Source organism: Eubacterium sp. 3_1_31, assembly GCF_964249515.1.
GTDB classification, from domain to species: Bacteria; Bacillota_I; Bacilli_A; order Erysipelotrichales; family Erysipelotrichaceae; genus Longicatena; species Longicatena caecimuris.
The window spans coordinates 40377-53806 of the sequence record NZ_CAXUBY010000002.1; the positions used below are offsets into that span (position 1 = coordinate 40377).

Annotated in this window: 10 protein-coding genes; 1 reads left to right on the forward strand and 9 read right to left on the reverse strand. The window is 38.5% G+C overall.

What is annotated here, in order from left to right:
* Positions 1-225: 225 nt before the first annotated feature.
* From ACESSZ_RS01065 to ACESSZ_RS01090, 6 genes are all read right to left on the reverse strand, one after another.
* On the reverse strand, positions 226-2799 hold the full coding sequence (locus ACESSZ_RS01065) for a calcium-translocating P-type ATPase, SERCA-type (protein ID WP_008689179.1): 2574 nt from the start codon (positions 2797-2799) through the stop codon (positions 226-228).
* Positions 2800-2970: 171 nt separating this feature from the next.
* Entirely contained in the window at positions 2971-3420 is a 450-nt protein-coding gene (locus tag ACESSZ_RS01070; protein WP_017144613.1) for a hypothetical protein, read from the reverse strand.
* Between the two features lie 2 nt (positions 3421-3422).
* Positions 3423-4535 (reverse strand): cell division protein FtsZ, encoded by a 1113-nt coding sequence (gene ftsZ, locus ACESSZ_RS01075; protein ID WP_008689183.1) that lies wholly within the window; start codon positions 4533-4535, stop codon positions 3423-3425.
* 24 nt (positions 4536-4559) lie between these two features.
* Positions 4560-5819 carry a cell division protein FtsA gene (locus tag ACESSZ_RS01080; RefSeq protein WP_008689184.1) on the reverse strand — a complete coding sequence of 420 codons (1260 nt, stop codon included), beginning with the start codon at positions 5817-5819 and terminating at the stop codon, positions 4560-4562.
* Between the two features lie 146 nt (positions 5820-5965).
* A complete protein-coding gene (locus ACESSZ_RS01085; protein WP_008689186.1) occupies positions 5966-7477 on the reverse strand; it encodes a cadherin-like beta sandwich domain-containing protein in 1512 nt (503 codons plus the stop codon).
* 11 nt (positions 7478-7488) lie between these two features.
* Positions 7489-9390, reverse strand: a complete 1902-nt coding sequence (locus tag ACESSZ_RS01090; protein WP_119957477.1) for a glucosaminidase domain-containing protein — start codon at positions 9388-9390, stop codon at positions 7489-7491.
* Between the two features lie 271 nt (positions 9391-9661).
* Between ACESSZ_RS01090 and rpmB the strand changes: the two genes are divergently transcribed.
* Positions 9662-9853 carry a 50S ribosomal protein L28 gene (rpmB, locus tag ACESSZ_RS01095; RefSeq protein WP_008689190.1) on the forward strand — a complete coding sequence of 64 codons (192 nt, stop codon included), beginning with the start codon at positions 9662-9664 and terminating at the stop codon, positions 9851-9853.
* Between the two features lie 121 nt (positions 9854-9974).
* On the opposite strand, the gene ACESSZ_RS01100 is transcribed toward rpmB, so the two are convergent.
* From ACESSZ_RS01100 to rpe, 3 genes are all read right to left on the reverse strand, one after another.
* A complete protein-coding gene (locus ACESSZ_RS01100; protein ID WP_008689191.1) occupies positions 9975-11588 on the reverse strand; it encodes a nucleoside kinase in 1614 nt (537 codons plus the stop codon).
* A gap of 551 nt (positions 11589-12139) precedes the next feature.
* A complete protein-coding gene (locus ACESSZ_RS01105; RefSeq protein ID WP_008689192.1) occupies positions 12140-12751 on the reverse strand; it encodes a thiamine diphosphokinase in 612 nt (203 codons plus the stop codon).
* Complete coding sequence (gene rpe / locus ACESSZ_RS01110; RefSeq protein ID WP_008689193.1) at positions 12739-13404, reverse strand: ribulose-phosphate 3-epimerase; 666 nt, start codon at positions 13402-13404, stop codon at positions 12739-12741. The genes ACESSZ_RS01105 and rpe overlap by 13 nt, the downstream gene beginning before the upstream one ends.
* Between the last annotated feature and the right edge of the window lie 26 nt (positions 13405-13430).

Here is a 13430-nt window from a genome sequence, read left to right on the forward strand (position 1 = left end):
TTTTCTCTTATTTTACCACAGCTGATAAAACAAAGAAATAAGAAAGCTATCTTCGCTTTTGTTAGCAAATCTACTTTTTCTGCAAAAACATAAAAGGAAGTAAGAAAATCCCATCTTCGTAGGTACACATTTACTCATTCTTGTATCTTCTTTGATGGGATCCTATCAATGCTTTTAAACTTCCATATTTATTCAACAATCACTTTCTGCCTATAACCTGTTTTCTTATTTATCCTTCGCGAACCATTTGCTAGCTTCATTAATGAAAATCACACTGGCACTTAAGCCAAACACCAACCCCCAACTCATCATATCTAACGGTACCGTTTTTAATATAAAATTAAAGATCGGCAACTGACATACGGCGATCTGCAATGCTGTACTAAACAAGAACGTCAAGATTAACCATTTGTTCTTAAATAAACCGACGGCAAAGATAGAATGGGTACGGCTGCGCAAATTAAATGCATGGAAAAGCTGTGATAAAGACAATACCATAAATGCCATTGTTTGTGCTTTAGCGGGACTGCTATTTAATCCATAACGGAAAGCGACTAGTGTAATGGTACCGATAAACATACCATTTAAAATGGTAAACATCCAACCTCCATGGGCAAACAAACTCTCTTTTGCATTTCTTGGTTGTTGCTCCATGATATCCCATTCCATAGGATCTACACCTAAAGCAAGTGCAGGGAAAGCGTCCGTAATCAAATTAACCCATAAGATCTGGATAGCACTTAAGGTTGATACCACATGTGGCATGCATAAAATGGCTAAAAATAATGACATAATTTCTCCAAGGTTACAACTTAACAGATAAAGAATCGCTTTTTGGATATTTTCATAGATTCCTCTGCCCTCTTCCACAGCTTTCACAATGGTCGCAAAGTTATCATCTGCCAAGATCATATCACTCGCCTGTTTACAAACATCGGTCCCTCCCTGTCCCATAGCGATACCGATATCTGCCTGTTTCAAGGAAGGCGCATCATTGACTCCATCTCCCCCCATGGCTACCACCATATCATTTTGTTTAAAAGCCTGAACAATGCGTACTTTATGCTGCGGTGTCACGCGGGCAAACACACGATATCCTTTTACACTGGCACACAGTTCCTCATCACTCATCGCATCTAACTGATTTCCGGTAATCACTTCTGTCTCTTGTTTGGCAATTCCAAGTCTGCGGGCAATTGCTAATGCGGTTAAAGGATGATCTCCGGTGATCATCGCCACACGGATACCGGCTTTATAACATCGGGCAATAGCATCTTTAACTTCTTCTCGCGGTGGATCCATTAAACCAACAAAACCAATGAAGCACATCTTATTCTCAACATCATCTTCATAAGGCGATTTCAATGTTTTTCTTGCTAATGCCAAGACCCGCTGTGCATCTTCACTCACTTGACGGCTGGCTTCTAAAATGCGCTGCTTTTCATAATTTGACATGCGTACTGCCTTGCCATCCTGCCAAACACTGGTGCACATCGCTAAGATCTTTTCCAATGCTCCCTTCGTATAAGCAACAACTTCTCGCTCATGCTGATGGATTGTCGTCATTCTTTTTCGATTAGAATCAAAAGGAATTTCATTGACGCGGACATATTTCATATCCAAGTCCTTCTTATGAAAGCCTTGTTTTTCACCAAAGCATAACAATGCTGTTTCTGTTGGCTCTCCTAATACTTCATTTTGCGATATACTGGCATCATTGCAAAGCACCATACCTTTCAATAATTCATCATTTACTTCCTGCAACATGCCATTGGCATAACTGCTGACCACATGCATCTTATTCTGTGTTAAAGTTCCGGTCTTATCACTACAAATAACACTAACAGAACCCAATGTTTCTACCGCATGCAGTTTGCGCACGATGGCATTTTGCTTACTCATGACCTGAACGCCTAATGCTAACACAATGGTGACAACGGCTGGTAAGCCTTCTGGAATAGCCGCCACTGCCAAAGAAATGGAGAGTAGCAGCATATCAAAAAGATTTCGCCCTTGTAATATGGCAACCACAAACATGGCCGCACAAACTCCTAACGATAGCATTCCCAAAATCTTTGATAAATGTGCCAACCGTTGCTGCAAAGGCGTCATATCCTCTTTTGTTTCATCCAGCATGCGGGCAATCTTGCCAACCTCACTGTCCATCCCACAGCGAACGACCATCCCTTGTGCTTTACCATATGTAACATACGTCGACATGAACACCATGTTGCGCTGATCCGCGATATGCATCTCATCCGGATAGACAATATCTGCCTGTTTTTCAATAGCCTCACTTTCCCCAGTTAGCGTGCTTTCTTCCACCTTTAAATTGGTACTGGTGAGCAAACGCATATCGGCAGGTATATAACGACCTGCTTCCAGCTCTACAATATCTCCCACAACTAAATCTTCGGAATTGATTTCTTTCAAATAGCCATCTCGCAGGACATACGCTTTTGGCTCTGATAACTTTTCCAAAGCATCAATCGCTTTTTCTGCTTTAAACTCTTGAATGACACCAATGATTGCATTTAACACGATCACAACCAAAATGATACAAGCGTCCATATATTCCTTTAAAAATATAGATACGATTGCCCCAATAATCAATATAATGACCATTGGATCCTGAAATTGTTCCAGAAACATTTGTAAGAGCGTTACTTTCTTTTTCTTATTTAAAATATTTTTCCCTTGCTCTTTTTGTCTTCTTTGTGCCTCTTCTTCACTCAATCCTTTATGAAGATCACTTTGACAAGCTGTTTCTATCTCCTGAATCGTCTTTCGATACGGCATACGATCCCTCCTTCAGTTACACCTTATGATGCTTTCATGCATGCTATGTACACTTCGTCAAAACATGACAAAACTACTGAAAAAAGGTGTTTTCACATAGGAAGAAGGCGCAAGTGAGTTCTAAAGAAAAAAGTATAAAACAACCGCAGCTATTTCATACTTTCTTATTATTTAATTTATTTCATCTTTCTTTTTCTTCATGTCAAAGATTTTATCTTGAATGGCTTTTTCTAGTTCTTCCACCAGAAAATCAAAATTTTCTTCCTCATGATGATCCACAAACATATCCAGATAAATCCGTTTCGCTTTTTTTTCTTTTTCATCAAATTCCACGCAAGTACCCGAATATGCATGCTGAATTGGATAACCCTCAATGGCCGCATACCCAGTATGCAAGGTTCCACAAATTCCATCCACATCAAATATTGCTGGACTGCGAACGATGGAAATATTCTTACATTCTTCAAGGAACTTACGGTATCGTCCATTCTCCTTATGAGCTGCACTCACCAAAATCAATTTCACCTGATTTTTACGTAAATGGCACAAAAAGCGATGACGAATTTCTTCTTGAAATGCCCCGGCTTCAAACATAGCATCATCTATGTAATAAAACTTCATCATTATCTTCTAGTGAAGAAGGAAGGAATCCCTTCATTGTCATCCTCTTTTGCATCATTTATGCGTGAAGTTGCATATACTTCCGGTTCTGATGCTTTTACACTTTGCTTTGGCGCAGCCTTAGCAGCAGAATAAGAGAATGCTTTTTCTAAGACATCTTCTTCATTCTTATCAGCGTCAAAACCTGTAGCAATGACGGTAACAATGATAGAATCTCCTAGTTTTTCATTGATCGCAACACCAAAGATAGCATCAATATCATTTCCAGCAGCCTCACGTACTAAAGCCATAGCATCCTCAGCATCAAATAAGGTGATAGATTCTCCACCGGTAATATTGACAATAGCATTGCGTGCACCAGTAATCTGTGCCTCCAGCAATGGGGATTGAATAGCTTTTTCAGCTGCAGCACGTGCTTTGTCTTCTCCTTCTGCCATACCAATACCAATTAATGCAGAGCCTTGATTTTCCATAATTGTGCGAACATCCGCGAAGTCCAAATTGATCAATGCCGGTACGGCAATTAAATCCGTAATCGTCTGCACGCCCTGACGCAATACATTATCAGCAGCCTGGAATGCTTCCGTCAATGGTCTTCGTCCGATGACCTCAATAAGGTTATTATTAGAAACGATAATCAAAGAATCTACGTATTCTTTCATTTCAGCTAAGCCTTCTTCAGCTGCCTTCATACGTTTCTTGCCTTCAAAGGTAAATGGTTTGGTTACGATACCTACAGTCAATGCGCCTTCTTCTTTTGCTATCTTCGCAAATAATGGCGCAGCACCAGTACCAGTACCTCCACCTAAACCGGTAGTTATAAAGACCATGTCACTTCCTTTGATTGCCTCACGAATTTCATTTTCATTTTCCTGTGCAGCTCGTCTTCCCATTTCCGGGTTTGCGCCTGCTCCAAGACCTTTGGTAATCTCACGTCCAAGCACCAGTTTATTTTCTACAGGAGAAATATTTAATGCCTGTAAATCCGTATTTGCCACATAAAACTCGACCCCTTTAACACCTTCGCTCACCATACGGTTCACCGCATTACAGCCGCCACCGCCGATTCCAAACACTTTAATATTTGCTACCTGTTCAAACTGTAAATCACTCATCTTTATTCCTCGCTCTCTCTTCTTTTATCGATCATTCAACAGAATGCTTTTCAATTTCTTCGTAAATCCGCCTTCTTCATCCTGTGTGGACGTCTTACGGCGTATAGTTTCCACAACCTGTTCTACTTCTGCATCAGCACAGCTTGTACGTTGATCATTGCGAATATCTATCTGTTCCTTCCAACTGTAAAATAAGCCTAAGCAAGTTACTAAGGAACAATCTCTAGCTCCAATCGTCTGTGGCACATATAGCTGCCAAGGCGCATTTAATTCATCGAACAACGGTTCAACTGCCTGAATCTCACAGCCTTCTCCTGTGATTAGATAGCGAACATCGCCACTCTCAATAATTGGTGCACAGGCTTCATTAATGCCTTGGATCCATTCATGAATGTATGGCGCAACCAGCTGACATACTTGCTTTTCACTCAGCTGTTTCTGCTCTTTGCCTTCACTCCAAACATAAATAATCGTATCCTTTGCTTCATGTTCTTTTAAACAGCAAGTATTTTGTACCAAGCGATAACCGACATGTGGCGATAAATGGTTTTCTTCACAAAGCTTTGCTAACCATTTGCCATATCCATCTTCTAATACCTCGCAGTTTACAAGTTTACCATGCGTAAATAAAGAAAGTGTAGTATTCTGTCGAGCTAAATCAATTAATATGACATATTTATCAACCGTCTGCTCAAAAACCGCTGCTTCTTGGGCAATGGCATAAGAATCCAAACATACATCCAGAATTTCTAAACCAGCTTTTTCGATACAGCGTGCATAGGAATACACGGTTTCTTTATCTGCGAATAATAAATCAACATCCATGATCAACATATCACTTATTTCATCGATTGGCATTTTTCTTGAAGTAATACCATTGGTTATGTATTTAATACAGCCGACATTCACCAATTCTAATTCAGGATCTGGTTTATATGTAATCGCTTCATTCAGTCCTTTTTGAATATCACTTAACCGAATACGTTTACTGCTTGCCTGTGGCAATACATGAACACGTTTATTATGTCTGGCCACATTGACGCTCGGTAACGATACCAATGCTCGTTCAATATGATAACCAAGCGATTCCTCCGCCTGTTTCACAGCTTTTATGATTCCATTTACAACATTTTGTTCATCTATAATTTTCTTTTTTTCAATTCCAGTAATCCCTGCTCTTTCAACCCGCAGAATATTAAATCTGGTATCATAAAATTCTCCAACAATCAGGCGAATTTCATGATCGGCAATTTCTACGGAGGCATAGATTTCCTTTCGATTCATAAGGTTTACCCCCTTACACACGTTTTCACTTATACTCATATATAATATCATAAAAATGGTGGATAAAAAACATTTTACAGGAATTTGTCATATTTTTTTCAGATTTAGGATTTTCCTTGCTCCGCCGTTTTAAAAAAGAGAGAATCTTAGAAATTCTCTCCATCTTCTTGCTGCATTTTAACCAAACTTTCGTGCTCTATTTCAGCGCTTTTTGATAATGGTCTACCCTTCACATCAATCTTATTAAAATGTTTTGGTTTGCGTTTCTTGACACATATGATAAGAATAGCCAAGAAAAGGATAGCACTCAATGCACAAAGACCATACACGATCAGTTTCAGCTGCTTCGTTTCTTCCTCATGTGCTTTTAGTAATTTTTCATATGCATTCTGCGTGATTGCCGCACCACCGGCATACCGCTGTAATGTATTCCCTGTTTTCTCATATTGATAATACACCTTATCACCGGCATCATTCATTACATAAAGCAATGCGTAATCAGCAAACGCCTTATCTTGATATGTCCAACCAGGAAGTTCTTTTCCATCGACCTTTACTGTTGTAAACACCATACCGGTACGTTTTTGCAACGCTTTTGGTACATCAATAATCGCAATATTTTCTCCAAGTAAGCCCACCGGGCGATAAATGGATGTTACTTCTTTCTTTTCCGTATCATAAAAATAAAAGTCTTTTTTATCATCGTTTTCTAAATACAACAATGTCATATGTAAGCTTTTATTGGTCCAAGCTGGTACGACTTTTCCATCAATGGTAAGCTTTGTTTCCTCAAATAATTTCTTAGACAATTTCGCAGCTGAACGTGAAACACCAAGTTTTTTCCCTTGATAATTTACAAAGACTAGTGGTTTTTCATCCACATGTACTTTTATCGTATAGGTTGTCGATGTCCCATTTTCTGCAGTACATATCACTTGAATCGTATTATTACCGGGTTTTAACTTCTTTTTCCCGATTCCACGCAGTGATGCCTTGCTGTTATTTGCTGCTGCACTGACCTTTAGTGTATCTACACTACCAGGCAGATCAACCTTATATGAAGTTGTTCCAGCTTGAAATGCCGGTGATAATTTGCCTTCGCTGATACTTAAAGACTTCAAGGAACTATCCTTATTTTTCTTTTCTTCTTTTGGTTTCTCTGTTTTATTACTAGGCTCATTCTTTGGTGTATCATTATTGGAAGGAGCATTGTTATAATCATCATTATTGTTCTGTGGAGTATCATTATTTCCTGAATTACTTGAACTATTATTATTGTTGTTTGATGGTTTGCTGCGTTCTTTTACCACCACGGTACAAGAAGAAGACAATGACTGATCCTTTTCCGTATTAAAATCGGCAATCGTTCCTGAAGCATAGACGCTAAGACTGCCAGCACTGGTTCCTTTTACGGTATAGGATCGAGAATTATTTTCAAACCAATCAGAATCATTTGCAGCACCACTCACAGCCACCATACCTGCTCCGCCAGAAACACTGACCGTAAAGGTCACAGTATCTCCAACATAAATTGTTGAACTACTACAAGATACGGATAAGCCTGCTGCAGCGATATGTTTTTTAGGCAGATTCAGTACTGTTACTGCTAAAATGGCAACACTGATACCTGCCAGAAATTTTGTTATTTTCTTTCTCATCTTTACCTCCACTATTTCCCCATGATCCTGTTCTTAACGACTACATAATCAGCTGGTGAAATTTTACCATCTTGATTTGCATCCGCTGCTTTTAAAGGCGTTCCTTTTAATTTTGTCACACCCATGATATGATTTTTGATTTTCACATAGTCAGCAGGAGATAATTTCCCATCACCATTAACATCTCCGGGTAAAACTTTTTCATCTGGTTTATTCGGTGTGTCAGGCACCTTATCATGGTTAGCATCTTGATTACCTTCATAAATGACCATCATCGAGTCTTTCACCTTTATGTATCCATAATTGTATGTGTAATCATATAGACCATTGGAATCATTATCCTTAGCACTGCGATCTGCTTTTAAGATGCAGTCTGTACGTATTTTATACCATGTACCTTGACTGTTTTTTACCGTATCTAACACAACAAATGGGAATTGATGAATGACCTTGCTATTGCTATTTCCGTTTTGATAATATTCTTTGCTGGAGGTTTTAGCATCCTTATATATACTGATTGGTTTTACACCGGTGTCAATCACAAGGGTGTACTTATCACTGTCCTTTTTACCAGAAAGATCTTCTAAAAAATAACCTTGTGCTGCCGCTTTTTCCCCCCAGTAAGGATCACTAGCATATTGCACATTCATACCACTTTGTTTATCCCCAAGATGAGGTCCATAATATCGCCAATCATATGGATCTGTATAACCAAGCGACACCCAGTTTTTCGCAAAATCATTGATACATGCCGCTACTGAGGCGAATGTATTCGCTGATGTTCCCGGACTGGTATCCACAGCATTTAATCCAAAGATGTTGTTTTTTTCCTGTGCGATAGAGCTATTGCCCCAAGCACTTTCATTCACTGCCAAACCAAAAGCCAAAGCTGCATTTGTACCATATTGTTGTGCATTGATAAAATCTACGCCACGATTTCGCAGCTTTGATTTCGTATTTGTCGTACCTTCTAACAAACGTTTATTTAAATGATCTGCTGTAAAACTAGATACCGTACGCATAGAAAGAAACTGATAGTAATTATAATAAGGTGATTCCTTATTAACCGCATGACTGTATACATCCTTTTGATAATCATTGATCATGGTTTCAAAAGCAGTATAAAAATAATGACCGTCATAGCTGAAATATTTTGTATTCTCTTTCAAATACGCTGGCGCATTTCCAACGCGCTGAGATGAACTGTAATATGGTGTAAATATCTGATGATAGAGTTTATTCTTTGTCACATAATAATAACTGACATTCATCTTTGCTGTATATTCCTGAATAGTAACATATTTCGCATCCACCAAACCGGTAACTCCGGCCATACGAAACTTGACCTTCCCATCCACTGTGCCAAGGTAGGCTGCATCTACCGCATAAACGGCACTCGTATACCCACTGATATTGGTATCGACTTCCTTATATGGTGTTGTCATTCCACCATCCAACACTTTAAATTTTACGATAGATGGTTTGGTAGTGCTGCGTAATACATTCTTACTATACACAGAAACATCTACATCACTATTTGCTGAACGCATCATGCTGCGTGTTAGCTGTAACATATTTGCTGTCTTTACCGCATCCTCAATGGTATCATAATGGCCAACCTCTGCACTAGCTCCATCTTTGGTTTCCATTTCCACATCAAACGTTACCTCTTCATCAGTTTCTTCCGGCAAGGTAATGTCCTCTTTGATGCCCTCTGGATTCGCTTTTACATAAGTGATTTTTCCATCTTCATCCATCTTTAAAAACATACCTGTTTGATCGCCATAAGAAGAACCCTTCCTAGTTTCTGAATGTTCTTCTTCTGCAAACAGCTTTTTTTCTATATTTGGCATAACGTTAACTGCCAGTAAACTTACCCCAAGAAAGATTGTAAATACCTTTGTTTTTCTCATACCATCATTCCTTTTGTTATAATAACTCAGTCTAATTATAGAACAGCCCTTTCATGAATGCAATTGGTAAATATTACACATCCTTACTACTAGCCCGCTATCCTTCCTTAAAATTGATTGAAAACCCTTTAAAATCACCGTTTTACAAACATATCCTTAAGGGTGATCAACAGATAAATAAAAATAAAAAATATTCTTGCATTTTATAATCTTAAATGGTATGATATTTAAGCGAATTATGTTAAGTATTATACGGAAGGAGGTAAACGGTATGTCAAAAGTTTGTGCAATTACAGGTAAAGGTCCTTTATCAGGTAATAAACGCTCTCACTCTATGCGTGCATCTCGTCGTAACTGGAATGTAAATTTACAGAAGGTTAAAGTCGTTGTTGATGGGAAACCTCAAACGATCCGTATTAGTGCTCGTGCATTGAAAACATTAAAGAACAAAAACGCTATCTAAGAGTGATTTAAACAGGGAAACCTGTTTTTTTTTATTCTCTAAACCTTCACGTACAATCTAAAATTTAATGAGACATCAGCAAGCAAAAAGAGCAGAAGTCTGCTCCTTTGGATTGCTAAAATTACGATACATCAAAGATGCTATTCCCAATAAACTCTGCCAAAATAGAGCTGCGTGGAATGGCTGAGGAATCCCCAGTCAAGAAATAGTCTAATAGCTTATGCAGACGATTCGCTTCCAGATACGCTTCTTCCTTTATGTCAACTTCTTCTAACAAAGGAAGAACAATAGGCTTTAATACTGCTAATTCATAGACCATAGAACTATTGAAAATGGCATCTGCTTCTTCTTGATATGGATAAATATAGCGATCTTCGCCATAACGGACATTTTTCCATGAATGAATCGTTTCTGCAGCACTCCAACCGCGAGATTGATAATCTCGTGCGATACGACGTATTAAACGATAATCACTTGTTGGAATACGATTATGATCATCTAAATTGAGATGCGTCAATGCATTGATATAAATACGGAATTTTGCTGAATCTGGTATATAAGCACTTGTCGTTGGATTTAATCCATGAATGCCTTCTATAATTAAAAGCTGATCCTGTTGCATGCATAACGTTTCTCTCCACTCACGTTTTCCTGTTTTAAAATTAAAATGCGGCATACGAGCTGGAAGGTTATGCAATAACTTTAACATCGTTTCATTAAACAGCTCCAGATCTAAAGCTTCTAACGATTCAAAGTCATAACTGCCATCCGGCAATTTTGGACAATCCTCACGGTTTTTATAAAAATCATCCATGGATATAGCAATAGGTTCTTTCCCATGTATTTTCAAATGGATGGATAAGCGCTTTGAAAACGTTGTTTTCCCTGCTGAACTAGGGCCGGCTATTAAAATAAAACGAGTACCTGCATGCTCTTTTAACATTTTCACTGCAATATCCTCTAATTTCTTTTCGACCATCGTTTCACTCATTAACACCAACTCATCCATCTTTCCTTCCATAATTTTCTGGTTTAGCTGCGCTATATGTGATACGCCGATGGCTTTTCCCCAGGCCTCAAATTCTTGAAATACTTGGAACATCTTTCCCTGATTCACAAAGTGTTCTTGTGGTGATAACCAAATACCGGGGGCATAATAGCGCAATGCAAAATGCGTCAGATAACTGGTGTTTGGCAGCATGATACCATAAAAATAATCATTGACATCTTCTAAATGATATATGCTACTTGTTTTACTATGGCGATTTCGCAATAAGCTTGCCTTATGCAACATCCCGCATGCTTCAAAAAAAGCTACGGCTTCTTTTGTAGGCACGACGCTGCGTAAGATCGCCATCTTTTCCCTGGTCATCTCTTTCATGGTCTGTTCAATTTGAAAAACATCCTCAGGTGTTAAATAACCTTGCTGTTCCACTTCACAAAACAAACCATTACTTAGCGCATGTTCAATACACACATGCGCTTTAGGGTATAAGCGATGCACAGCTGCAATAAATAAAAAGCTCAAAGATCGTTCATAAATTTGTTTTCCTATCTCACTATCCGCATAAACAAAGGAAAGATCTCCTTCTTCCTTTAAACAATACTTCACATCATGGAGCTTCCCATTGAAGACAATGGCATAGACATTTGCTTTTTCTTCTGCCGGAATAAGCTTTTCCACTGGCGTATCTTTGGTGATTTCTATTATTTTTTGTTGTAACGTGATTTTCATATTCATCCTTCTTTCTCTGTTAGGATATGTCGTTGCTACCCTTATTATAATACAGAATAGCTGTTCCACAAAGAAGAACGATAAAACGAAAGGATTCACTCTATTTCATATACCGTTTCATCCTTAATAACAACTGTATTTTAAACAATGTTTGATGTACTACATATTGCCTCTTATATGCTAACCAATATACAAAAATTGCTGTTATCAACCGTGAACAACACAAGATAGCTTAAAACTGTCCAAAATGTTTTTTAACATATTTTTCTATCTCACATCCCTTTATTCACAATATGAAAACCGGCTAGTTATGTCGTTTCAGCTTTTTAAACAACAGTTACAGATCATATCATTTGCTTTCTGAGATTTTGCATCTATGAGCCAAGCAACAAGGATAACTACCCAATTACCAAAGATTCCATGTTGTCATAAGAAACTGTGTTTTTTATTATGAACATGCACCATCTGTATAAACAAAAAGCTACATGTGGTAAAACGTATATGAAAAAAACTCCATGCATTTGGTTATCCAAACTTTGGAGTTCGCTTCATCATATTTTATCACTTGATTCAATCATTAAAAAGCTTCCTTTATGTACAATAATCTCAGCATGCTCATTTAAGATTTCATTACTGATTGCATATATATCTCTTGTAGATAAACAGCGTTTGGTTAACGGATAGGCAACACCGATTTCTGTTATCTGGGAGTCTTCTAAAGCTAGAAACGACAGATAGGTATATTCTTTAGGTACTTTATAAGTACCTTCTTTTATTACACGAATACGATTTTGTTCATTAACCAGAGTGATGGGGTAATTGCGATGCATTAAAAGATATAGATTGGCTAATTCATGATCTAAGCGCCCACCTAATGCACCATAGACCCAAATATCATCATAACCATGTGCAAGAGCGTACAATACCGCCTCTTCGGTATCCGTCTCATCCTTATGTGAAGGAAGTTGTTCCATTCTTTCTGCCATCTGTTGGATTTGGATAACCTGCGTTTTACTCACACTATCAAAATCGCCAATGGCAGCTTTCATTTCAACGCCTTGCAAAGCACAGATATAGGCGCCATGATCTACACCGATGATGTCATAGCCTTCTTTTGTATACACCCGTTCAGCTAATCCACTGATTAGAATTACGCCAGGCATAATAAGGATTCTACCGCCTCATGCACATCTTGTTTAAACACATAGCTTCCCGCAACCAGCGTATCACAGCCAGCTTCAATCGCCTGTTTTGCTGTTTTCGCGTTGATACCACCATCAATTTCTATGCGTACATTTAACTCATGTGCATCAATATAGCTGCGCAATTTTCTTACCTTATCCAACTGATCTTCCATAAAAGATTGACCGCCAAAACCTGGTTCCACACTCATGATCAAGAATACATCCATTTCGTGTAGATATGGTAATATTTCATCAATCGGTGTTTTAGGGCGCACACTCACGCCGGCTTTCGCACCTAAGGAGCGAATGGTTCTACACAAGGCGACACATTCTTTGATCGATGCAACAGCTTCATAATGAAACGTTACGATATCGGCCCCGGCTTTAATGAAAATAGGCGCATAAAACTTAGGATCACTCACCATGATATGCACATCCATCACCATATCTACTGCTTTTTTAAAGCCTTTTAAGATATCCGGACCAAAGGTTAAATTCGGCACAAAGTGTCCATCCATCACATCAAAATGCATCCATTCTGCACGTGTTTTATTCAAATCGGCCAACTGTTCACTCACTCTTGCATAATCTAATGATAACACCGATGGCGCGATTACTAATTTTTGTCTCATTTTTTTCCTCCTTTTCTTATATTAGA